This window comes from Microbulbifer bruguierae (assembly GCF_029869925.1).
Lineage (GTDB): Bacteria > Pseudomonadota > Gammaproteobacteria > Pseudomonadales > Cellvibrionaceae > Microbulbifer > Microbulbifer bruguierae.
Genome location: NZ_CP118605.1, coordinates 2361960 through 2385067, shown reverse-complemented (window position 1 = coordinate 2385067; position 23108 = coordinate 2361960). Strand labels below are relative to the sequence as shown.

The window sequence follows — 23108 nt, the reverse complement described above, 5'->3', positions numbered from 1 at the left end:
GATCAAGTGAACATATATCCCAGAGCGATAAATCCCACACTGGCGACGGCTGCCGCAATCAGTGCGTAGGGTAGCTGGGTCAGGGCGTGGCTCATGGGTGAGCAACCGCTGCCCTGGGCCGCCAGTACCGTGGCATCACCATAGAAACAGGCGTGGCTGCCAAATGCACTGGCGGAGAGCAGTGCGCCGATCGCCAGTGGCAGCGGACAACCAGTGGCCTCCGCCAGTGGCACAATAATCGGGATCGTAATGGCAAAGATCCCCCATGAAGACCCTGTCGCAAACGAAATGAGTGACATCGAAAGAAAGGCGACCAGGGGTAACCACTGCGCAGTCATCAACGGCTTCACGGAGTCGATGACGTACTGGGGCATACCGAGACTGTCATTGACCGCTTTGAACATGAACGCGGCGACCACAATGGCGAGCGGCGCAATCATGGTTTTAAAGCCTTCCAGTATCGTGTCGAAGATGTCTCCCAGGGAAAGCAGGCGTTGCAGTGCGAGTAGCGGTACGGTTATCGCGAGCGCAGCGATCACGCCTTTCAGCACGTCGATATCGTAAAGCCAGCTGAAGATCACCAGACTCAGGATCGGAATAATGAAGTTCCACGCGTGGTGCTTGCGTCGAACGGCCGCTGCGCCCAGTGATGCGGGCACCAGTTCTACATCCCTTTCTACCGGTGGCGCGTCCACTGCCTGCGCTTCGGCCGGTTTCATTGGACCAAACAGCGGAATAACACCTGTTGCCACAAACGGTACAATCAGCAGTGCCAGCCAGGAATACAGCATAAACGGGATGGCGCTGATGTAGAGGCTCATCCCGGAACCTTCACTGCCGGTACCGGAAGACTCCAGTACTCCGGAGAAATAAACCGCCCAGGTTGAGATGGGAATAAGAAAACAGGTCGGTGCTGCGGTGGAGTCCGCGACATAGGCGAGCATCTGACGGGAAATTCGGAATTTGTCCGTCAGCTTTTTCATAGAGGCGCTGACTGCCAGTGCATTGAGGTAGTCATCGATAAAAATCACCAGCCCCAGCAGCCACGTGCTGAGCAGGGCGCGGGCGCGGGTATTGGCTCTGGCAGCAAGTGTCTCTGCAAAGGCGCTGGCGCCACCGGCGCGTATCAGTAATGCAATCAAGCTGCCGAACAGACCGCAGACAAGGATGATCCAGCCAATCGTCTCGTCCATCATGACGGACAAAGCGGTATCCGCAAGCGGTGTCATGATATTACTTGGATCGAGCATCACCAGTGCCACGACTACACCGGTGACGAGAGCAATGATCGGTCGACGGGTCAGGACTGCAGTGGCGACCACCACAGCAGTAGGCAGCAAACTCAGAAGTCCATATGTGTCCATGGTTAAACTCGAATGGCGAGCCAGGGATGCCGGCCCGACTGGATTGATGGGGATAGGCGATGGATGCGCGATGGTTGTGCAGTGAGCATGGACATACCCGGCGCATTTCGCCGCCGGGCTGTCCTCGTCGCCCATTAGAACTGCATGGTGAAATCCATGCCGGCGGTGCGCGGTTTGCTCGGCCACACCTGGGTGTTTACCAGGCCGTATCCCCACTGGTTATTTACGTCGGCATTGGCCCAGCCGCGTTCGAAGTACTGCTCTTCGAACAGGTTCTCTACCCACAAGGTCAACTTCCAGTCTGCACTGGCGTGGTAGCCCAGCCGCAGGTTGGTTTCCTGCCAGGCTTTCTGTGCAACCAGCTCGATATTATCGATATCGCTGTACTGTTTGGATTGGCCGATCTGCTCCAGGCTAAACAGCAGTTCGCCGGCGTCGAGAGGGTGTCGATAGGTTGCGATGAAGGCTGTGCTCAGCTCTGGTGAAAATGGCAGAGACTTGCCCTTACAACCGGATTCATCACAGGCTTTGCCGCGAATATCGTCGTCGTTGGTAATCTCTGTGTCCATATAAGACAGCGTGAAGAAGAAATCCAGACGCTCATTCGGCAGGTAGCGCAAGTCGAATTCGGCGCCGCGACCGCCTGCTTCCCCGAGGTTTTCTACCAGCTGGCTGCCGTTATCGAAATAAACGAACTGCAGGTCCTCATAGGTGTACTGGTAAATGGCCAGGTTGGCCTGAAGGGAATTGTTCAGCAGCTTGCTCTTTACGCCTGCTTCAAAACTCTGCACGGTCTCCGGGTCAAACTGCATGGGGGTGGAACCAGGCATGGCAATGCCATCGTCATCCACACCGGCAAGGTCTACGCCAAACGTGGCGAAACCACCGGTCTTGTAGCCGCGGGCCGCGTTGGCATAGAGGCTGATTTCCTCGTTCAGCGCAAAGTTCGCCGCAATACGGGGGGTAAATGCGCTCCACTCGTCGTCCGCTGAAATCCACTCGGGTACTGCGAATTCATAGTTGAAGTTGTTGCCCAGCCATCCCCCGGAATCCGGGATGCGCATGTCCATTTCTTTTTTGTCGACGGTGTAGCGGGCGCCGAGCATCAGGTCGAGCTGGCTGGTGGCGGACCATGTGGCGTCGGCAAACGCCGCCCAACCGGAAGATTTCACCAGGTTGAATGTGTCTTCTCGCTTATTGATCGCCAGCTCTTCCGCGGTCGGTGCTTCATCGGCTTCCCAGTAATCAAGCCAGAAACCGGGATCGGCACAACCGCTGACTTCACCGTCGAAGTCTTCGGCATCGGTGCGGCTGATCGCGCGGCAAAGCGCATCTTCGTCGTAGAGTGCGGAAGCGAGGTTGTCGATATCCTCGCGGTACAGGCTCGCACCGGCAAACCAGACGAAGTCGCCGCCGTCATCGAAGTTGATGCGTATTTCCTGGCTCAGGTAGTCGACCTTGGAATCCTGCAGGTAGTTGTTCACCCGCTCCGGACTCGCGTCATAGTCTTCCAGATAGAAGAAGTTGAAGGTCTTGAACCCGGTAATGGACGTCAGGGTGTACTGGTCGGAGAGGTTCACCGAGATATTTGCCGTGGCGGAGAAGATTTCGCCTTCGTCAATGGCGTCGCGACCACGCAGGTCGCTATTCACCTGGTCTTCCGGCAGGCCGGCTTCCGGATTCCAGTAGATAGAACTGTTCTGTTCACGATCTTCGTAGTTCAGAGTCAGGGTTGCGTCGGTACGCTCATCCACATAGCGGAGGGCGGCGCGGGCAGCGCTGCGTTCGTGGAAGCCAAAGTCCTCACCACCCTGCTGGTTCTCCAGCCAGCCGTCTTCACTGAGACCGTAGACACTGCCGCGGAAGTACAGATTGTCCGTGAGCGGCACATTGATGGTGCCAGTCGCTTCGCGTTTGTCGTACTGGGCTACACCCAGTTGTACCTTGCCTTCGAACTCTTCTGTGGGCTTGTTGGTAAATACGCTGACGGCGCCGGCGATGGCGTTACGGCCAAAGAGAGTACCCTGTGGCCCCTTAACCACTTCAGCGCGCTGGATGTCAAAGTAGCTGGTTTGCACACCGCCATTGCGGCCCTGCCAGACGCCGTCCATAAAAATGGCAACGGAGGGATCGCCGCCGACTCCGAAATCGTTGGTGCTGATACCCCGCATTGCCATGGCGTCGGAGAAGCTGTCTTCAGTGGCACCATTGAATCCGGGAGATAGGGCGACGAGACCGCGAACGTCGTCTACGTTGGCTTGCTCCATAAAACCGTCGCTGAACGCGGATACGGCGATTGGAACTTCCTGCAGGGTCTGTTCTCTTTGTTGGGCGGTAACAACGATTTCTTCAATTTGTTGAGCATCGGCGGCGACCGATGCCAGGCCAGCCACGGCAGCCGCGAGCGCACGACGGCGCAACGGTACATTTCTCATAGTTGAGTTCCCGGTACATTATTTTAATTATCATCGCTGGGAGGTGCCTTAGTTGTTATCGAGGACTGTTATCGCGTGTTGTTATCGCGCAGTGGCACTAGGGACATACTATGGAGAGGTTTGGATGCGGGGTATACCCCATATGGGGTAGAACTCAGGAATCTGCCTGCATATTCATATAGGTAAAGAGTGGATCTACATTGGGGGTGTGATCAAGGCAGTGGAGCGAGCTGAGAAACAGGGAAAAAAGTTCGTTCTGGGAGCTGATGTCGAGTTTACGGTAAATATTTTTGCGATGGCGGCGCAGCGTTTCTGCGGAGATACCCAGGCGTTCGGCTGCTACCCGGCTGTTGTAGCCTTGCAGGATAAGTCCGAGCACATCACGCTCTCGTCCAGTCAGCATAGACTGTCCGAACAGGCCGAATGCCCGCTCTACACTTTTTTCCATCCCCGGCGGCGCAGCGGGCGGAGGGGGGCTTAGTTTCAGGTGCTGTCTGAGCAGCGGGGTAATTACCGGTTCCGCTAATCGAAGAAACTCCAGCTCCCGATCGGTAAAGCGACCAGCGGTGTCGCCGCGCATCAGACATACCTGCAGAGAGCTGTCCGGGTTGATATCCGCAATAAAAACGATTTCGTCGGTGGCCTTGAGCAGCGCGTAGTAGCTTTTGTAGTAGTCGCTCTGTTCAAAACGCTGTGCTGCAATTTCGGTGAGGCGGTAAACACCGGGCTCTCCCGCTTCGAATGCGGTCAGGTAAAAGGGATCGAGACGATAGGACCCGGCAATATACCGGTCAATCTGATTGGGTTCGTCCCCTGGCGGCAGGTCGTAGTAGAGGGCTGAGGGTCTTTGTTCCCGGTGATACAACCAGATTTGCGGGTAGTCCACTGGCACCCGGGAGTGGATGGTCTCCAGCAGCTGGCGGTAAAAAAGATCGCTTCCCAGTGCTGTTACGAGCTGACCCAGGGTTTTGTGCCAATTGGCCTGCTCTTCTCTTCCGTTAATCACGATGCGTTCCGTGTCGCCATGCCGTACCGCCATGGGTATCGCCGTAGAGGTGAGTTGCCGGTCAGATTGTGAAATGTTGATATCATATGCGCAGTGACGATAGCCCCACATGATCGGGCGGTCAATTGCCCGTAATCCGGGGATTATGCTGCTTTTTGCCGAATCCTGTTTTCCCTCGCAGCACCCCGCTACAATAGCCGCGATTTTAACCAGCCTGTGGTAGCCATGTCTGAATCCAAGCTTCCTGAATTGAAGAACGACCGTTTCCTCCGCGCCCTGCTGCGCCAGCCCGTCGATCGCACTCCCGTGTGGATGATGCGTCAGGCTGGTCGTTATCTACCTGAATATCGCGCCACCCGTGCCCAGGCCGGCACTTTTATGGACCTGTGCCGCAATACCGAACTGGCCTGTGAAGTGACCCTGCAGCCGCTGGAGCGTTATCCCCTGGATGCCGCCATTCTGTTTTCCGATATCCTCACTATCCCCGACGCCATGGGCCTGGGGCTGTATTTTGAGGAAGGTGAAGGCCCCAAATTCAAAAAGCCAGTGCGCTCCAGTGCGGATATCGCCGCCCTGGAAGTGGCGAATACTGCGCGGGATCTCAGTTATGTTACCGATGCCGTCACCGCCATCCGCCGCGAACTCAATGGTCGCGTGCCCCTGATCGGGTTCTCCGGCAGTCCCTGGACCCTTGCGACTTACATGATTGAAGGGGGCTCCAGCCGGGATTTTGCCCGCGCCAAGGAGATGCTCTACAACCGCCCGGAGGACATGCACCAGCTGTTGACCGTCCTGGCGGACTCGGTGGTCGAATACCTTAATGCCCAGATTCGCGCCGGCGCGCAGGCGGTGCAGATTTTCGACACCTGGGGCGGGGCTCTGAGTCACGCGGCTTACCGCGAGTTCTCGTTGCAATATATGGCGCGCATTGTGCAGGGGTTGATCAAGGAGCACGACGGTCGCCGGGTTCCAGCGATCCTGTTCACCAAAGGTGGTGGCCAGTGGCTGGAAGCCATGGCGGATACCGGTGCCGATGCCCTGGGTCTCGACTGGACCACGGATATCGGCGCTGCCCGCAATCGCGTCGGCGACCGGGTTGCACTGCAGGGGAATCTGGACCCGTCGATTCTGCTGGCCAGTCCGGCGCGAATTCGGGAAGAGGTGGCAACCATTCTGGCGGCTTACGGGCAGGGCAGTGGTCATATTTTCAATCTCGGCCACGGTATTACCCCGCAAGTGGATCCGGCCCACGCGGGAGCGATGATCGAAGCGGTGGTCGAGTTATCGGCGGCTTACCACTCCGGTATATAGATCCAGAGGTAGCCTCTGGTACCCATAGGCGGATGCTTATTGGTTGAATGTAGAAAATTGTGCCAACGTGGCTGCCATTGGAGTCAAATAAATGCGCGCCACTGACGCTCAGATATGTTTCCGTGATATACATCACACAATTCGTGTCTACTCGGGAGTAGACTTGCGTGACAGATAGCCCCGTCTTGGTGGTCATCACCGAACGGGGCATTTTCCTGCGTGTCGAAAATTAGCGCGAAAAAGGCGCTACCGGCATTAGTGGGAAGAAGGTACCAATAACTCGACAATAAACGGCAATACGCGGCACACATTTCAGTGGCAATCCAGCAAGCAAAAGTATTTGTTGAAGACCTGCAACGGGGCATGTTTGTGTCCCGTCTGGATCGTCCGTGGACGCGCACGCCGTTTGCGCTGCAGGGATTTTATATCCGCGATCAGGAAGAAATTCGCCAGCTGCAGAAATACTGTCGTTACGTCTACGTCGATGTAGTCAAGAGCGTGGGTGAGATTGGGGCCAAGCTCCGCAAGATTACCGGCGCCGCCAGCCAGGCGGCTACTGACAAGTCAGCCTCGCCCAAACGCCGCGTTCCCGTAGCCATCAATTGCAAGCCGGTGCAGGTCAAGCACAACAGCTATCTGCGGCCAGAACCGGTGCGCAAAGAGGCCGCCAAGGCCAGGCAGTTGCACGGCCGTATTGTCCAGGGCATGCACGAGGTGATGGTGCAGATCAAAAGCGACCGTCCGCTGCCAATTGGCGATGTCAATCATGTGGTCACGCAGATGGTCGACAGTGTGTTGCGCAGCCCCGATGCCTTTTCCTGGTTGGCGCGGGTGCGGGATAAAGATGAGCACACCTATAGCCACTCGGTACGCGCCAGCGTCTGGGCAGTAGTATTTGGCCGCCATATCGGCCTGCGACGCCAGGAACTGGTACAGCTGGGGCTGGCCACTCTGCTAAAGGATGTGGGCAAACTGTACCTTTCGGACAAGGTACTGAAAGCCGAGAAGCGCGATCCGCGCGCAGAGCTGGAATACCGCAAGTTCGTTGATTACAGCGTGAAACTGCTGTCTACCGATCCGAACATCGATCAACAAGTGCTGAGTATCGTGCAATGTCACAAGGAACAGTACGATGGCAGCGGATATCCGCGCGGTTTACGCGGTGGTCAGATACCGATACTGGCGCGTATGTGCGGTATCGTCACCTTTTACGATGAAGCGACCAACCCCCGTGGTGCGGAATTTCCGGTGCCGCCGTCCAAGGCGGTTGGGCAACTATACGAATTGCGTAACAGTGCTTTTCAGGAGCAGCTGGTGGTGGAGTTTATCCAGTCCATTGGCCTGTATCCCACGGGTACCCAGGTAGAGCTCTCCACCGGTGAGGTTGCGGTGGTGGTGGAGCAGAGTTACCAGCGTCGTCTGAAACCAAAAGTGATGCTGGTGACCGATGCTGAAAAAAACCTGCTGGCAAAGCCGCGCCTGTTTGATATGGCTGCGGACGATGATCGCAAGCAGGCGCTGGTGGAAAAAGGTAAAAAATCTCTCGCCGAAGTCGGCTTGATTACCATCACTCAGGACCTGGATCAAAGCCGCTATCCACAGATCGATGTCGCCGCGGTGCGCGATCAGTATATGTTTGAGCAGCGCCTGCCGGCGTTTATTGCACGCTTGCTTCCCAAGAGCTAAATCTCGCCTGCGTTATTCCTCTTTTTCCTTATCTTTCCCCTCGGTCGTAGTGCCCAACCTGCTTGTTGCTAGTGGCAGTCGCCAGTGTTAGCAGAATTGCGCCCACGACAATGCCGGCCAGCAGCAGTGCGATGCCGGTCACTTCCCACCCCCGATCAAGCAGGGCGCCCATCAGCAGCGGAGACGCGGCAGTGGAAAACACCATGGTGGCCTGGGAAATAGAGCGAATGGCCCCCAGGTGAGTGCTGCCATAGCGCTCCGGCCAGAGCGCACTGCCGGCGGTGCCGGTGCCTGCCTGGGCAACGCCAATCAGGGCGAGATAAAGGTAGGGAACCCAGGGTTGCCGGCAGACGGCGAGTAGCAGTAGCGCGCCCACCATGGGCATCAGCGCCACTGGCAGACTGCGCTGGGCCCCGAAACGGTCAACGAGTCCACCCGCAAATAACAAAGCGAGCAGGTGTCCTGCGGCATAGGCGCCGAAGGCACCGGCGAGTACCTGCAGGGACCAGCCGCGGGCGTCGGCGATGGCACCCTGGTGGAAAAGTACCGCGGTTACCACAAACGGCGTCATCAGGGCTGCTGGCAGCAGACAGTAAAACCCCCGGTCGCGTAGAACCTGGGCGCGGGTGAAGTCGTTGGCTTGTGAAGAGCTTTCCTTCGCTGGCTGCTCGGATTTTTCTCCTGCACTTCCCGCCAGCCAGATCAGCGCTGGCAATACGACAAGTAGCAAAACCCCAGCTGACAGCAGCCATACACTGCGCCAGCCACTGTGCGCTACCAGCAGTGAACCGCTGGTGGGAAGCAGTGCTTCGGCGATCGGGAAGCCGAGTGCAGCCAGGGCAATCACCTTACCGCGATTGCTGGTGAAGTAGCGCCCGGCAGTGGTCATGCCCATATGGGTCATAAATCCCTGGCCCGCGAAGCGCAGCAGGAAAAATCCGGGCAGCAACATCCAGACGCTGTGCGCCAGGCCGATTACCAGGCAGCCGGCACACAGCAGCAATACCCCGAGTGCCGCAACACGTTTGAGTGGCCAGCGATCTACCAGGGTGCCTGCACCGAGCAATACAAAGGCGGACAGCAGGGTTGCTCCACTGTAGCTGGCACCGTACCAGCTGTTGCTCAGTTGAAACTCGTCGCGAATGGCGCCGCCAAAAATGGCGATAAAAAATGTCTGGCCGAAACCGGAGGCGGCGACGGCGAGCAGGGAGAAGAAGGCGAGTTTGGGATTGCTGCGGATAAATTGGGGGACAGCAGACATTTTGGTGGAGGAGCCTGTTTGTTAGGTCGAAGTCGAGCGCTGGATACTAAGGGTGTGATGGCGGGGACTGGTCCCCAGCAGCACGACCGCCGAGGACTTACCGGAGGGAATCTGGGACTTAATTCAGATCGCCGAAGTGCTCTCCCATCTTCACCGGGGTTTCCGCGGTCAGTTCTTCCAGCCACTTTACCTTGTCCGCGCCGAACAGCAGCACTACGGTGGAGCCGAGTTTGAAACGGCCCATTTCTTCGCCTTTTTTCAGCTCGATGGGTTTTTGTTCGTCGTAGCGGGTGGTGCGTACCTGACGCTTGAGTGGCGCGACCTGTCCGGCCCAGACGGTCTCGATGGCCGCTACGATCATGGCGCCGACGAGGATCATGGCCATGGGGCCGGCGGCGGTGTCGAAGATACACACCAGGCGTTCGTTGCGGGCGAATAACCGCGGCACGTTTTCGGCGGTGGTGGTATTGACGGAGAAGAGTTCACCGGGAACGTAGATCATGCGCTGCAGAACGCCGTCGATGGGCATATGTACCCGGTGGTAGTCTTTCGGTGAAAGATAGATGGTTGCGAATTTTCCGCCGGTGAATTGCGCAGCCACTTCAGGGTCGCCGCCGACCAGTTCCAGCAGACTGTAGTCCTGGCCTTTGGCCTGAAAAATTCGGCCATTGTGGATTTCGCCCAGCTGACTGATGGCTCCGTCGGCACAGCCGGCAATGGTTCCTTCCCCTTCGACAATCGGGCGCGCGCCTTGTTTCAATGCTCGAGTGAAGAAGTCATTGAAGCAGGTGTAAGCGGTGTAATCCTCTTCCTGCGCTTCACTCATATTGACTTCGTATTTCTCCACGAACCATTTGGTAAACGGATTTTTGATACCGCCAATACGGGTTTCCGCCAGCCAGCCTGCGGCTCTGGAGAGCAGGTGTTGTGGGGTGATGTATTGCAGGAAGATAAACAGTTTCGGGTGCATTGAAAATTTGATTCCTGTGGGCGCTGGATTTCAGGGGCGCTGTTAATCACGTTTAGTGGCGGTCAGGCATCGAGGATTCGTTTTCGAAACCGCTGTGAATACATCCATGTACGCTTTCGAAAACGAATCCCCGCTACCTGACCTTCAATTTGAGTATTTTGACTTCGTCAGCGATCGCATTTACTGAAGATTTATTTTTCGTCATTCCCGCGCAGATAGGAATCCGGCGGGCAGTCGCGCTAAATTAATTCTCCACCGGTGTATCCGGCAAATTGCCCCACTCACTCCATGAGCCAGGGTAAGCTTTTATGGGGAATCCCAGGGATTTTCCCACCAACCAGGTAAACGCCGAGCGGTGGTGGCTCTGGCAATGGGTGGCGATTTCTTTCTCGCCGTTTATTCCCAGGGCGGCCAAAAATTCCTTCGCATCCTGGCGGATTCGCAAGTCGCGCTGTGGGTCCATCAACTGCGTCCATTCGCAATTGATCGCACCGGGAATATGGCCTCCCTTCATTGCCAGTACCCGTTCACCGCTATGTTCGGCGGGGGAGCGGGCATCCCATATCTGAAAGTCGTTGTGACCGAGGCGCTGCCGGATTTGTTCCGCGTCGATCAACGGCGCACCTGCGGCGATGGCAATTTCGATTTCGCTGGGGGTGACACTCACCTCTTCGGTGGAAAGTGGCAGGCCGGCGGCTTTCCAGGCGTGCATGCCGCCGTTCAGATAGCTGTATTTTGTATGGCCGATCACTTCGAGGGTCCACAGCAGGCGCCCGGCCCAGCCGCCGCCTTCGTCGTCACAGGCGACAATATGGGTGTCCGATGTGAGACCAATAGCACGGAAGACTTCGGTGAGCCGTTCCAGTGAAGGCAGTTTTCCCGGTGCCGGCGGGGTGCCTGCCATCAGTGCCTGAAAGGGCAGGCCGATGGCGCCGGGAATGTGGCCGGCAAGGTAGTTGGCGGGCGCGCTGAGATCGACGATTTTGATTTCTTCGTGTTCCAGCAATGGCACCAGTTGTTCCGGTTCCAGGATCAGGGGAATTTCACTCACGGTGTTTTCCTAAATCATTTTTGGCCTGTGTTTTTTTGGCCTATTCGTTTTCCAGGCTATTGCGCAGGTGCAGATAGCTTTCCATGCGTCGTTCGCTGATGTCGCCGCGCTCCTGCGCTTCCTGAATGGCGCAGCCGGGTTCACTCTGGTGGCGGCAGTCGCGGAAGCGGCAGTGGCCGATAAATGGGCGAAATTCTACGTAGCCTTCCAGCAGTTCCTGCTCGCTCATGTGCCAGAGGCCGAATTCGCGGATGCCGGGGGAGTCTATCAGATCGCCGCCACTGGGCAGATGGAACAGTTCAGCGGCGGTGGTGGTATGAGTGCCTTTGCCGGTGGCTTGCGACAGTGCACCGGTGCGGGCGTCGGCACTGGGGAGCAGGCCGTTGATCAGGGAAGATTTGCCGACGCCAGACTGGCCGACAAACACGCTGGTGCCCTCGGCGAGGGTGGTGAGCAGGCCGTCGAGTCCTTCGCCGGTCTTGGTGGACAGTTTCAGTACCCGGTAACCGAGACCGGGGTAGGGGGCCAGCAGCTCGTCCAGACTGTCGCGGTTGCCGTCGTCGATGAGGTCAATTTTGTTCAGCAGCAGCAGGGGTTGTATACCGGTACTTTCGGCGGCGACCAGATAGCGGTCGATCGCGTTGGCGAAGGGCTCGGGGTAGGGCGCGATGACGATGAGGATGCGATCGATATTGGCGGCAACGGTTTTCATGTCGCCGTAGCGATCCGGTCGCTGCAGTTCCGAGTGCCGCGGCAGGCGGGCACCAACGACGCCGACCCCGCCGGTGGATTCACCGGTGGCAGGATTCCAGGCTACCCGGTCACCGGTGACCAGCGTGTCGATATTGGCCCGAACATGGCAGCGCTGTCGCAACTCACTATCCATGCTGCTTTCGACCAGCACCTGGGTGCCATAGTTGGCGATGACAAGGCCGGTCTGCTCTGCACCGAGGTCGCCGACTTCTTCTGCGTGCCCGAGGTTTTCTTCCCGCTTGCGTGCACGCGCCTCGCGCTCCTGCTGGATTTTGGCGATGCGCCACTGTTGGCGGCGGTTGAGTTTGCGTTTGCTCATGGGGGCTCGGTTTGCGGAAAGTCGGGGATTATAACTTGCATCGGGGGTGGATTGCGGTACCGTGCGTTCTACCTACTATTCCACCCTCCCACCTGTAACTTCGCCGTCTTCCGTTTGCGGCCTGATAGGAGACTACTGTGGATCAGAATAATCTGATCTGGATCGATCTGGAAATGACCGGCCTCGATCCCGAAAAGGAACGCATCATCGAGATTGCCACCGTGGTGACGGATTCCCGCCTGAATGTGCTGGCGGAAGGGCCGGTGATGGCGATTCACCAGAGTAATGCGCTGCTGGATGCCATGGACGATTGGAATACCGAGCAGCACGGTGGGTCCGGTCTGGTTGCGCGGGTGAAAGAGTCGCAGATCAGCGAGCGCGAGGCGGAACGCGAAACCATCGAATTCCTGCGCCATTGGGTGCCGGAAGGCGCGTCCCCCATGTGCGGCAACTCGATCGGGCAGGATCGCCGCTTTCTGGTGAAGTATATGCCGCTACTGGAGCAGTACTTTCACTACCGCAACCTGGATGTCAGTTCGGTCAAGGAACTGGCGCGGCGCTGGCGACCGGATGTATTGGATGGGGTGAAAAAGACTTCTTCGCACCTCGCACTGGATGATATTCACGATTCGATCAATGAGCTGAAGCACTATCGTGAGCACTTTTTTCGTATGAGTTGAACGATATATGATGGCTTGGAAGCAGGCGCGCTGGCGGTGGAGCGACGGGGATCGGTTTTCAAAACCGGGCTAGGCGCCCCCCTTCAATACTTCCCTGTACGCTGCGTCGGCGACGTCCTTGTCGCCGACGCTTTTGAAAACCGATCCCCGTCACTCCACCTTAAATTTCGGTTTTTGTACTTCGTAAGCCTCAGGTGTCCCGCCGCCTACGCCGCCTCTAAGGTGACAACAGAGCACCAAATACCACTGAAGTAGGAGTGGTCTAGGGAGTTCGTTTGATTTTCCGTTTCCGACGTCGCCCACTCCGCAATCTTCCCAAAGCCCACTCAATATGTTCCGCCACCAACGGTGAGACAGAATCAAGCGCTCCTTCCAAAACAGCAATTGTTTCCGGAGCGGGATCCGAGTTCCCGAGCGCCACAGCCAAATTCCGCTGCCACCGCTCAAACCCGATCCGCCGAATTGCTGAACCTTCGGTTTTTTTCAGAAATTCTTCCTCGCGCCAGCGAAATAGGTCCAGTAGCTCGCCACTGTCCAGGCCGTGGCGCGGGTGAAAATCGGATTCGCTGGTAGGCTTGGCGAACTTGTTCCAGGGGCAGATGATCTGGCAGTCGTCGCAGCCAAATACCCGGTTGCCCATAGGCTCACGGAATTCCTCGGGGATGGGGCCGTTGTTTTCGATGGTGAGGTAGGAGATACAGCGGCGTGCGTCCAGGGTGTAGGCATCCACAAATGCATCTGTGGGACAGACCTTCAGGCAGGCGGTACATTCGCCGCACTGGTTGGGCTCTTCGCTCACATCCACCGGTAGCGGAAGGTTGGTGTAGATCTCACCGAGAAAAAACCAGCTGCCCGCCTGACTGTTGATGACCATACAGTTTTTGCCAATCCAGCCGAGTCCCGCCTTTTCAGCCAGCGCCCGCTCCATCACCGGCGCGCTGTCGGTAAACGCCCGTCCACTGGCAGCAATGCCGCGCTCAGCGCAAAAACGATCTATCTGCTGTGCCAGCTGCGCCAGTCGCTTGCGGATCAGTTTGTGATAGTCGCGGCCGTTGGCGTAGCGGGACACATAGGCTTTGCCGGGGTCTTTCAGAATTCTGACCGGCTCGGTATCCGGAGGCAGGTAATCCAGGCGCGCGCTGATTACCCGCAGGGTGCCCTCTTCCAGCAACTGCGGCCGCCAGCGCTTGGCGCCGTGGCTGCCCATCCACTCCATATCGCCGTTGTAGCCCGCCTCCAGCCAGGTCTGCAAACGTTCACCGTGCTGTTCCAGCTGGCAATCGGTAATCCCCACCTGCTGGAAGCCCAGCTCCCGCCCCCAGCGGTGGATATGGGCGGCGAGCTCGGTGAGCATCTCGTCGGAGCAAGAACTGGCAGGGGAGGTGAATGTCATTGGGGCGGTTGCTGGAGTGAAGCGGTATAATTCCGGGTATTTTGCCACAGTTTAAAAATTGACCACAGTTTGGATGCAGTACGAATCACCTATGGATAGCCAGAAGGCCCCGGCCAGCACAACCCCACAAAAACTCTACTCCGCCGCCGCCGTGCGCGAGCTGGACCACAATGTCATCAACCAGCAGCAGGTACCGGCGGTCGCGTTGATGAAACGCGCCGGTCGTGTCGCTTTTGATACGCTGACCGCGCGTTGGCCCGATGTGAATGCGCTGCAGGTGTTCTGCGGGGGGGGCAACAATGGTGGCGATGGTTTCGTTATTGCGGGGCTCGCGGCTCAGCGCCAGTTGCCGGTGACCGTGTATATGGCGGTGCCCGCAGGCAGGCTGCAGGGCGAAGCTCTGGAAGCCTACCGCTTCGCCGAGCGCGAGGGCGCTACCCTGGTGTCGGATCTTGGCGGCCTGCCCGCGGTAGAAAAAAACACCGTGCTGGTGGATGCTCTGCTCGGTACAGGTTTCAGCGGTGAATTACGCGCGCCAATGGATACTGCCGTGGCCCATATCAATCGCGCTGGTGCGCCGGTACTGGCAGTGGACATCCCATCCGGCCTGAATGCCGATACCGGCGTGGCGACAGACGCAGTGCGGGCTGACCTGACGGTAACCTTTATCGGCCGCAAGGCCGGGCTTTTTCTCGGTCGCGGTCCTGCCGTGACCGGTGAGGTTCTCTTTGACGATCTTGGTGCCGCCGAAACCATCTATGCAACGGTGCCTGCGGTGGTGCAAAAATACCATGGTGATTCCCTGGAGCGCCTAGCGCCCCGCGCGGCGGACAGCTACAAAAACCTGTTCGGCCATGTAATGGTGGTGGGCGGCGACCACGGCTTCGGCGGTGCTGCGATGATGGCGGCGGAGGCCGCTGCCCGCACCGGCGCAGGCCTGATTTCCCTGGCCAGCCGGCCGGAACATGTGGCTGCGGCGCTGACCCGCTGTCCCGCGGTGATGGTGCACCCGGTGGTGTCCGGGCAGGAGCTGGAGCCATTGCTGGAAGCTCCGACGGTGATCGCAGTGGGTCCGGGGCTGGGCCAGTCTCCCTGGAGTGAACAGTTACTGGCCCGCGCCGGCCGCGCTAAAGCAGCGTTGGTGGTGGATGCCGATGCACTGAATATTCTCGCCGGAGGTAGAGTTCTGGCGGGTATAAAACGGGATGACTGGGTGCTGACCCCCCATGTGGGAGAAGCCGCGCGTCTGCTGGGTATTTCCCGGGAGGAAGTCATGGCCGACCGGGTTGCCGCGGCGACGGCAATTCAGCGCAAGTTCAGTGGCGTGGTGATACTTAAAGGCACAGGCACCCTGATCGCCCATGACGACGGCGTGGACCTGATCAACACCGGCAACCCGGGTATGGCTTCTGGTGGTATGGGCGATCTGCTCAGCGGAATTATTGCCGCTCTGATTGGTCAAGGTATGGCCTTGCCGGCAGCAGCGCGGCTCGGCGTATGGCTTCATGGGGAAGCCGGTAATCTCGCCGCTGCGGATGGCCAGCGCGGTTTGCTGGCGACGGATCTGCTGCCTTGCATCCGTAAACTGGTCGACTGAGGAACAGGTGTGAGTGCACAGCCAATGGCAAGTTCCCGGTTTCTCGCCGACGAGGCCGCCACCGTCGTTGCCGGCGAAGAGTTGGGTCGGGCCTGCCGGGATACCGGCCTGCATCAGGGACTGGTGATTTTTCTCGGCGGACAGCTGGGCGCGGGCAAGACTACCTTTAGTCGCGGCGTGCTGCGGGCATTTGGTCATCGCGGTGCAGTAAAGAGTCCCACCTATACACTGGTGGAGCCTTACGAATTTGGCGAGCACAGTGTTTACCATTTCGACCTGTATCGTCTGGGGGATGCCGAAGAGCTTGAATACATGGGGGTGCGAGACTACTTCGGCCCAGGCAGCCTGAGCCTGGTGGAGTGGTCCGAGCGCGGTACCGGTGTGTTGCCGGCGCCGGATCTGGAAGTTGCACTCAATTTGCATACCCAGGGGGATGTACTCGGCCGCGACCTGAGTATCGCCGCATTGAGTGCGACCGGCGAAGCGGTACTGAAACAGTTCGCGCTACAGTCGGATCAGGCAAAGCGGGATCAGTAACCGCCGGATGCAGAATAAAAACCGATTAACGGGGCAATAAGAATGATTGCAGCAGGAATCCCGCAGGGACCGAAATCATCCATGGCGAATGAATTTGTCATCGGCGTGCTGCGGCTGCTCGCGTTGTTTGCCGCGGCACTTTTTCAGCCTGTGTCTGCCACCGAGGTGGAGGGGGTGCGCCTGTGGCGAGCCCCGGATCACACCCGCCTGGTGTTCGACCTTGACGGCCCTGCCGAACACAAACTGTTCACACTGCAAAATCCTGACCGGGTAGTAATTGATGTGAGCGGGGCCAAGCTCGCCGCGCCGGTGGAGGGGCTGCCCATCGCGGATACCCCCATCTCGGGTATTCGTCACGCCACCAAAGACAAGCGCGACCTGCGGGTGGTGCTGGATCTCAAACAGCCGGTCAATCCCCGCAGCTTCGCCTTGCGCCGCCACGAACAGCTTCCCGACCGCCTGGTAATCGACCTGCACGACCGCGACAAGGTGGAGGAAAAAACCATCGAGCAGGTTCAGGTCAGAGGTGAGCGGGACATCGTCATCGCCATCGATGCCGGCCACGGTGGTGAAGATCCGGGGGCCCTGGGTCCGGGTGGGGTGCGCGAGAAGGACGTTGTGCTGGCCATTTCCCGCCAGTTGCATAAGGCGCTTGACCGCGAGCCGGGATTCAGTGCCAGGCTGGTACGCACCGGGGATTACTATATTCCGCTGCGTGATCGGGTGAAAAAAGGGCGGCAATTGCGCGCGGACCTGTTTGTTTCTATCCACGCGGATGCCTTCAGTCGCAAGGAAGCCCGCGGTGCCGGTGTGTATGCGGTGTCCTCCCGCGGTGCGACCAGTGAGACGGCGCGCTTTCTGGCGCAGCGGGAAAATGAGTCGGATTTGATCGGTGGTGCCGGCAGTCTGAGTCTCAGCGACAAGGACGATACCCTGGCAGGTGTTTTGCTGGATCTGGCGATGACCGCGACCATGAATACGAGTCTGGATGTTGGCACCAGTGTGCTGAACTCCCTGGGCAGTTTTACCCACCTGCACAAGAAAAAGGTGGAGCAGGCGAATTTCTCGGTGCTGCGCAATCCGGATGTGCCGTCGATCCTGGTGGAGTCCGGTTTTATCACTAACCCCCAGGAAGCGCGGAGGTTGCGTGACCCTGCGTTCCAGAAACGCATGGCAGAAAAACTCAGCGAAGGTATAGTGGCCCACTTCAAAGCGCGCCCCCCGGCGGGCAGCTGGCTCGCTGCCAACGCCAGTCGCATCGACCGCCGGCACACGATTTCCCGCGGTGATACTCTGTCCGGTATTGCGGCTCGCTACAACATTTCCGTCGCGGACCTGAAGAGGGCCAACGGAATGGCTACGTCGATGATTCGGGTGGGGCAGACACTTACCATTCCATCCGGCTGATGTGGTACCTCGCTGCAACAGCGGACGTTGATAGTTGCTTCTGTGGCGGCAGTATACTGGGGATAGGTTTTCAGAACCGCTGTGAACCCATCCCTGGGCGCTGCGGCGCAAACATCCTGTTTGCGACGCTTCTGAAAACCTATCCCCAGTATCCAGCCTTCGCGTCAAAGGATCGTGGCTTGGCACCCTGCAGCTGCTGACGAAGAGCAAAGTTTCAATTGGAAGCCGGATTGCCGGGTATGGATTTTTGAAAGCGTCGGCGACAGGGATGTCGCCGACGCAGCGTACAGGGACGTATTCACAGCGGTTTCAAAAATCCATACCCGGTGATCCGGCGCCACTGCAATACAAAGAACCCCGATATTTGGGGTGGCACAGACGACGAACTTACCAAGATCCAATGCCAGAAAATATCCAATTACTTTCCCCAAGACTCGCCAACCAGATCGCCGCCGGTGAAGTGGTCGAGCGCCCCGCTTCGGTGATCAAAGAGCTGTTGGAAAACAGCCTCGATGCCGGTGCCACACGGCTGGAATTGGATCTCGATGCGGGTGGGGTCAAACGCATCATGGTGCGGGACAATGGCAAGGGGATCGAGAAAGAAGACCTGCACCTGGCACTGGCCCGCCACGCCACCTCCAAGATTCACGCGCTCGAGGATCTCGAGGCCGTCGCCACTCTGGGATTTCGCGGCGAGGCCCTCGCGAGTATCTCCTCCGTTGCGCGTCTCACCCTGACCAGCAGCCGCGATGACACCGGTAAAGGCTGGGCGGTCTCCGCAGAAGGGCGGGAAATGGAAACCCAGCTGGCGCCAGCGGCACATCCCCGCGGTACCACCGTCGAAGTGCGTGACCTGTTTTTCAACACGCCTGCGCGGCGAAAATTTTTGCGTACGGAAAAAACCGAATTCAATCGCGTCGATGAAACCGTCAAGCGCCTCGCTCTGTCCCGTTTTGACGTGTCGATCAGCCTGCGTCACAACGGCAAAGGCGTGCACAACTTGCGCGGGGGCACCAGTCGCGCGGAAATGGAGCGGCGGGTGGCGCAGTTGTGCGGTCCGGCGTTTATGCAGAATGCCCTGCATATCGAAATCGAGCGCAGTGGGCTGCGTCTGTGGGGGTGGGTGGCGGAGCCGGCGTTTTCGCGCTCCCAGGCCGACCTGCAGTTTTTCTATGTCAACGGCCGCGCCATTCGCGATCGTGTCGTGAGCCACGCCGTGCGCCGCGCATTTGCCGACGTGCTGTACCACGGTCGCCATCCGGCGTTTGTGCTGTATCTGGAGTTGGACCCCGCGGCGGTGGATGTCAACGTGCACCCCACCAAGCACGAAGTGCGTTTCCGGGATAGTCGCCTGGTGCACGACTTTCTGTTCGGTTCTCTGCATCGCGCACTCGCGGACGTGCGGCCGGGGCAGAAAGATGAGGTGGAAACGGCGGCCCCGCAGATTTCCGGTCTCGCGGCCGGCGAGTTTTCAGGGCAGGAGCGAATGTCCCTGTCCCAGGCTCCGGAGGCTGCACCGGCATCCGTGGCTGGATACACACAGTCCGGGGTAGGCGAGCGCAGTTCGCCACAGCGTATCCAGCAGCAGATGCAGGGGTACGGACAGCTGCACCAGCCCTACGCAGGGGCCGTGCAGGAAGCCCCGGTATTCTCACGAATGCCGCCTGCGCAAGGCTGGAATACGCCGACACTGGCTACGGATGAAGGCGAAACACCGCCCCTGGGGTTTGCCATTGCCCAGCTCCACGGCATCTATATTCTGTCTCAGAATGAACATGGCATGGTGGTGGTGGACATGCACGCGGCCCACGAGCGCATTGTCTATGAACAGATGAAAACCGCCCATGCCGCTGGCGGTATTCAGGCGCAGCCGCTGCTGGTTCCCGTCAGCCTCGCAGTGAGCGAGGGTGAGGCGGACTGTTTTGAAGAGCGCGAGGAAGTGTTCAGTGCGCTGGGATTTGTGCTGCAGCGCGCAGGCCCGGAGACCTTAATGGTGCGGCAGGTGCCAAGTATGCTGCACGGAGCGCCGGTGGAACAGCTGGTGCGGGACGTGTTGAGTGATCTGCTGGCAGAAGGCAGCAGTGATCGTATCGGCAATCAGATCAATGAGATTCTCTCTACCATGGCCTGCCATGGCTCCGTGCGCGCCAACCGCAAGCTGACGATTCCGGAAATGAATGCGCTGCTGAGGGATATGGAGCGCACAGAGCGCAGTGGCCAGTGCAACCACGGCCGCCCAACCTGGACGCAGGTCAAACTGTCGGACATGGATAAATGGTTTATGCGTGGCCAATAAAAAAGGTGGCCTTATGAACACCCTGGGTGTGCGGAGCCCCGGCTCCGCGACCGCTGCAGCGGATGTCGAGAAGCCCCGTGCCATTTTTCTGATGGGCCCCACCGCTTCAGGCAAGACCGATTTGGCCATGGCCATCAGCGATCATCTGCCGGTCGAGTTGATCAGTGTGGATTCCGCGCTGGTATATCGGGGCCTGGATATCGGCTCCGCCAAACCCACCCCGGATGAGCTGGTCCGCTATCCCCATCGCCTGATCGATATTTGCGACCCAGCGGAAAGCTATTCCGCTGGACGCTTCCGTGAGGACGCGCTGGAGGCCATGGCTGAGATCACTGCGGCGGGAAAAATCCCTCTGCTAGTGGGCGGAACCATGCTTTATTTCCGGGCGCTGCTGCATGGCATGGCGGAATTGCCCCAGGCCGATCCCGCTTTTCGTGCGGAGGTTGAGGCGCGAGCCCGGCGCGAGGGCTGGCCGGCTCTTCACAAAGAACTGGCGAAAATCGATGCCGCGCTGGCTGCCGAGCTGCACCCCAACCACTCGGTGCGTATCGAGCGGGCGCTGGAGGTCCATCACCTCACCGGTAAAACCATGTCCGAACTGCGCGCCGAGCAGGAGCGAGAATCGCCAGTGGGCCACTACCGGGTTCAGCAACTGGCGATAGTCCCCCGGGATAGGGCCATTCTGCACCAGCGTATTGCCCAGCGTTTCGAGAGGATGCTGGAGCATGGCTTTATTGATGAAGTGAAAGCGCTGCGTGCCCGGGGGGATCTGCACGAGGATCTTCCGGCGATTCGCGCCGTGGGCTACCGACAGGTGTGGCAATACCTGGCGGGTGAACTGGACTATACGCAGATGGTGGACGCGGGCATTGCTGCCACCCGCCAGCTGGCCAAGCGGCAGTTGACCTGGCTGCGCGGCTGGGAGCAGGTGCACTACATTCACGCCCAGGAGCCTGACGGCAAAATCCGCAAAATTGACGAAATGTTGGATGAGGCCTTGAAATTTCTCGGTTGAGCAGCCATAACGTGAGTGGGACGGTGTATCCGTCCCAAGTCAGTCAGTTATTCACAGAGCCTTGGTTACTTTTGGCTCTTTTTTATGCGCCTTATCACCATGGCCGTTTTTTAGTCCGCGGAATTCGCGGGCGCGATCGTGTGTCATCTGGCGATTTATCTTTTGGCAAGGAGAAAAAAGATGTCAAAAGGGCACAGCTTACAAGACCCTTACCTCAATGTTTTGCGTAAAGAGCGTATCCCGGTTTCCATTTATCTGGTAAACGGCATCAAGCTGCAGGGCCAGATCGAATCCTTCGACCAGTTCGTGGTGTTGCTGAAAAATACCGTGAGTCAGATGGTCTACAAACATGCAATTTCCACCGTTGTTCCCTCTCGCGCTGTGCGCGTGCCGTTGATGAACCCGGCTGCACAGGGTGAAGGCGGTGCGCCTGAAGGGGGCGGCGATACCTTCGGTTGATCGCAGTAGATTAACGGTTGTCTGCGGTGATGTTACTGGTGGGCCGCGATCGATACGGTCGATGCCAGCAACGCCTCCGCCCAACCTGAACGTTGTAAGCAGCGCCCCGGTCCGTCCGGGGCGTCTGTTGTTCGGCACCAGCTACCCGGTGCATTTTTGAACCCAAGAGAATAATCCTTGTTTTTTGATCGCCCGGAATCCGGAGAGCTGGCTGTGCTGGTTCACCTGGAGCTTTCCGCCATCGACAGTCCCGACGACCCGCGGGAATTTGAAGAACTGGCGCTATCCGCCGGTGCTGACCCGGTGGCATTCATCTTCGGCCAGCGCGCCACGCCGGACCCCAAAACCTTTGTCGGTCGCGGCAAGCTGGAGGAAATCCACGAGACCGTGAAAAAGCACGGCGCCGAGCTGGTGATTTTTGATCACACCCTATCGCCCAGCCAGGAGCGCAATATCGAGCGCGAGCTCAAGTGCCGGGTGCTGGACCGCACCGGTCTGATTCTCGATATCTTTGCCCAGCGCGCCCGCACCCACGAAGGTAAATTGCAGGTGGAGCTGGCGCAGTTGCGCCATATGGCCACGCGGCTGGTACGCGGCTGGACTCACCTGGAGCGCCAGAAGGGCGGTATCGGCCTGCGCGGGCCCGGTGAAACACAGCTGGAAACTGACCGCCGCCTGCTGCGGGCGCGCATTGATTCCATCGAAAAGCGTCTGGACAAGGTGCGTCGCCAGCGCGAACAGGGCCGCCGCGCGCGCAGTCGGGCGGACGTGGCCACCGTTTCCCTGGTGGGGTATACCAACGCCGGCAAGTCCACCCTGTTCAACCGCATCACCAGTGCTGAGGTCTACGTGCGCGATCAGTTGTTCGCCACCCTGGACCCGACCATGCGTCGAGTGGAGCTGCCGAACGTCGGGGCAATGATTCTCGCAGACACGGTGGGCTTCGTATCTCACTTGCCGCACAAGCTTGTGGAAGCCTTCCGCGCGACGCTGGAAGAGGCGGCTAATGCCACGCTGCTGCTGCATGTGGTGGATGCTGCGGCGGAAAACCGCCTGCATCTGATTGAAGAGGTACAGGCCGTATTGGAAGAAATCGGTGCGGCGGATTTGCCCCAGATGCTGGTGTACAACAAACTGGACCTGCTGGCGGATATGGAGCCGCGTATTGATCGCGACGACCAGGGCGTACCGCGTGCAGTGTGGCTGTCTGCAGCCACCGGCGCTGGATGTGATCTGCTGGTGGAGGCTATTGCCGAGCGGCTCGGCGAGCAGATGGTGAGTGGTGTGCTGGTGATCCCGCCACAGCACGCACGCCTGCGCGCGCAGCTGTTTGCCGGCAATGCGGTGCAGAAAGAAAATTATTGCGACAATGGCGATGTGGAGCTGGCGGTGCTGTTGCCGCGCTCCGAGCTGCAGCGGTTGCTGGCGCCGTTCAAGGACGCGCAGAATCCGCCCCGGTGGTTGCCAGAAAAGCCCGATCTGGAGCCGAAACCGGAAGACTGGGAAATCGAGTAAACGTCGGCGACTCCGGAAGAACATCGCCGGCTCTGCGAATACGTGGGGCTATT

The 23108-nt window shown here is 58.7% G+C and carries 18 protein-coding genes; 10 read left to right on the top strand and 8 right to left on the bottom strand.

The features are described from left to right. Positions 1-2: 2 nt before the first annotated feature. The 3 genes from PVT68_RS09935 to PVT68_RS09925 all read right to left on the bottom strand — a co-directional run bounded on the left by PVT68_RS09935 (position 3) and on the right by PVT68_RS09925 (position 4805). Positions 3-1364: a Na+/H+ antiporter NhaC family protein gene (locus PVT68_RS09935; RefSeq protein ID WP_280317622.1), complete on the bottom strand. Its 1362-nt coding sequence runs from the start codon at positions 1362-1364 to the stop codon at positions 3-5. A gap of 134 nt (positions 1365-1498) precedes the next feature. Further along, entirely contained in the window at positions 1499-3799 is a 2301-nt protein-coding gene (locus PVT68_RS09930; protein WP_280317620.1) for a TonB-dependent receptor, read from the bottom strand. 154 nt (positions 3800-3953) lie between these two features. After that, on the bottom strand, positions 3954-4805 hold the full coding sequence (locus tag PVT68_RS09925) for a helix-turn-helix transcriptional regulator (RefSeq protein WP_280317618.1): 852 nt from the start codon (positions 4803-4805) through the stop codon (positions 3954-3956). Between the two features lie 225 nt (positions 4806-5030). On the opposite strand from PVT68_RS09925, the gene hemE reads away from it, so the two are divergent. Beyond that, the gene (gene hemE, locus PVT68_RS09920; protein WP_280317616.1) at positions 5031-6116 is read left to right on the top strand and encodes a uroporphyrinogen decarboxylase; all 1086 of its coding nucleotides are present in this window, start codon (positions 5031-5033) and stop codon (positions 6114-6116) included. A 315-nt stretch (positions 6117-6431) separates the two neighbouring features. After that, positions 6432-7802, top strand: a complete 1371-nt coding sequence (locus PVT68_RS09915; protein WP_280317614.1) for an HD-GYP domain-containing protein — start codon at positions 6432-6434, stop codon at positions 7800-7802. A gap of 28 nt (positions 7803-7830) precedes the next feature. On the opposite strand, the gene PVT68_RS09910 is transcribed toward PVT68_RS09915, so the two are convergent. From PVT68_RS09910 to rsgA, 4 genes are all read right to left on the bottom strand, one after another. Next, positions 7831-9063, bottom strand: coding sequence for an MFS transporter (locus PVT68_RS09910; protein WP_280317612.1), 1233 nt, complete (start codon positions 9061-9063; stop codon positions 7831-7833). 118 nt (positions 9064-9181) lie between these two features. Next, complete coding sequence (asd, locus tag PVT68_RS09905; RefSeq protein ID WP_280317610.1) at positions 9182-10033, bottom strand: archaetidylserine decarboxylase; 852 nt, start codon at positions 10031-10033, stop codon at positions 9182-9184. Between the two features lie 244 nt (positions 10034-10277). Then, positions 10278-11084, bottom strand: coding sequence for a sulfurtransferase (locus tag PVT68_RS09900; protein ID WP_407666089.1), 807 nt, complete (start codon positions 11082-11084; stop codon positions 10278-10280). A gap of 40 nt (positions 11085-11124) precedes the next feature. Then, on the bottom strand, positions 11125-12156 hold the full coding sequence (rsgA, locus tag PVT68_RS09895; RefSeq protein ID WP_280317608.1) for a small ribosomal subunit biogenesis GTPase RsgA: 1032 nt from the start codon (positions 12154-12156) through the stop codon (positions 11125-11127). 137 nt (positions 12157-12293) lie between these two features. Between rsgA and orn the strand changes: the two genes are divergently transcribed. Beyond that, positions 12294-12836: an oligoribonuclease gene (gene orn, locus PVT68_RS09890; protein ID WP_280317606.1), complete on the top strand. Its 543-nt coding sequence runs from the start codon at positions 12294-12296 to the stop codon at positions 12834-12836. Positions 12837-13098: 262 nt separating this feature from the next. On the opposite strand, the gene queG is transcribed toward orn, so the two are convergent. After that, the gene (queG, locus tag PVT68_RS09885) at positions 13099-14229 is read right to left on the bottom strand and encodes a tRNA epoxyqueuosine(34) reductase QueG (protein WP_280317604.1); all 1131 of its coding nucleotides are present in this window, start codon (positions 14227-14229) and stop codon (positions 13099-13101) included. Between the two features lie 91 nt (positions 14230-14320). Here queG and PVT68_RS09880 point away from each other — a divergent pair, with 91 nt between their 5' ends. From PVT68_RS09880 to hflX, 7 genes are all read left to right on the top strand, one after another. After that, positions 14321-15826: an NAD(P)H-hydrate dehydratase gene (locus PVT68_RS09880; protein WP_280317602.1), complete on the top strand. Its 1506-nt coding sequence runs from the start codon at positions 14321-14323 to the stop codon at positions 15824-15826. A gap of 24 nt (positions 15827-15850) precedes the next feature. Beyond that, entirely contained in the window at positions 15851-16363 is a 513-nt protein-coding gene (gene tsaE / locus PVT68_RS09875; protein WP_280322495.1) for a tRNA (adenosine(37)-N6)-threonylcarbamoyltransferase complex ATPase subunit type 1 TsaE, read from the top strand. Positions 16364-16444: 81 nt separating this feature from the next. After that, complete coding sequence (locus PVT68_RS09870; protein WP_280317600.1) at positions 16445-17770, top strand: N-acetylmuramoyl-L-alanine amidase; 1326 nt, start codon at positions 16445-16447, stop codon at positions 17768-17770. Positions 17771-18170: 400 nt separating this feature from the next. Next, positions 18171-20066, top strand: a complete 1896-nt coding sequence (gene mutL / locus PVT68_RS09865; RefSeq protein ID WP_280317598.1) for a DNA mismatch repair endonuclease MutL — start codon at positions 18171-18173, stop codon at positions 20064-20066. Between the two features lie 13 nt (positions 20067-20079). Next, on the top strand, positions 20080-21081 hold the full coding sequence (gene miaA / locus PVT68_RS09860; protein ID WP_280317596.1) for a tRNA (adenosine(37)-N6)-dimethylallyltransferase MiaA: 1002 nt from the start codon (positions 20080-20082) through the stop codon (positions 21079-21081). Positions 21082-21261: 180 nt separating this feature from the next. Then, on the top strand, positions 21262-21540 hold the full coding sequence (hfq, locus tag PVT68_RS09855) for an RNA chaperone Hfq (protein ID WP_280317594.1): 279 nt from the start codon (positions 21262-21264) through the stop codon (positions 21538-21540). A gap of 177 nt (positions 21541-21717) precedes the next feature. Continuing rightward, positions 21718-23055 carry a ribosome rescue GTPase HflX gene (gene hflX / locus PVT68_RS09850; protein ID WP_280317592.1) on the top strand — a complete coding sequence of 446 codons (1338 nt, stop codon included), beginning with the start codon at positions 21718-21720 and terminating at the stop codon, positions 23053-23055. Positions 23056-23108 lie beyond the last annotated feature (53 nt).

What these genes read in the sequence shown, in the direction of transcription:
- mutL (WP_280317598.1), top strand. Translation starts at nt 18,171, where the DNA reads ATGCCAGAAAATATCCAATTACTTTCCCCAAGACTCGCCAACCAGATC.
- PVT68_RS09910 (WP_280317612.1), bottom strand. Translation starts at nt 9,063, where the DNA reads ATGTCTGCTGTCCCCCAATTTATCCGCAGCAATCCCAAACTCGCCTTC.
- tsaE (WP_280322495.1), top strand. Translation starts at nt 15,851, where the DNA reads ATGGCAAGTTCCCGGTTTCTCGCCGACGAGGCCGCCACCGTCGTTGCC.
- PVT68_RS09870 (WP_280317600.1), top strand. Translation starts at nt 16,445, where the DNA reads ATGGCGAATGAATTTGTCATCGGCGTGCTGCGGCTGCTCGCGTTGTTT.
- queG (WP_280317604.1), bottom strand. Translation starts at nt 14,229, where the DNA reads ATGACATTCACCTCCCCTGCCAGTTCTTGCTCCGACGAGATGCTCACC.
- hemE (WP_280317616.1), top strand. Translation starts at nt 5,031, where the DNA reads ATGTCTGAATCCAAGCTTCCTGAATTGAAGAACGACCGTTTCCTCCGC.
- rsgA (WP_280317608.1), bottom strand. Translation starts at nt 12,156, where the DNA reads ATGAGCAAACGCAAACTCAACCGCCGCCAACAGTGGCGCATCGCCAAA.
- PVT68_RS09935 (WP_280317622.1), bottom strand. Translation starts at nt 1,364, where the DNA reads ATGGACACATATGGACTTCTGAGTTTGCTGCCTACTGCTGTGGTGGTC.
- asd (WP_280317610.1), bottom strand. Translation starts at nt 10,033, where the DNA reads ATGCACCCGAAACTGTTTATCTTCCTGCAATACATCACCCCACAACAC.
- PVT68_RS09880 (WP_280317602.1), top strand. Translation starts at nt 14,321, where the DNA reads ATGGATAGCCAGAAGGCCCCGGCCAGCACAACCCCACAAAAACTCTAC.
- miaA (WP_280317596.1), top strand. Translation starts at nt 20,080, where the DNA reads ATGAACACCCTGGGTGTGCGGAGCCCCGGCTCCGCGACCGCTGCAGCG.
- hfq (WP_280317594.1), top strand. Translation starts at nt 21,262, where the DNA reads ATGTCAAAAGGGCACAGCTTACAAGACCCTTACCTCAATGTTTTGCGT.
- PVT68_RS09930 (WP_280317620.1), bottom strand. Translation starts at nt 3,799, where the DNA reads ATGAGAAATGTACCGTTGCGCCGTCGTGCGCTCGCGGCTGCCGTGGCT.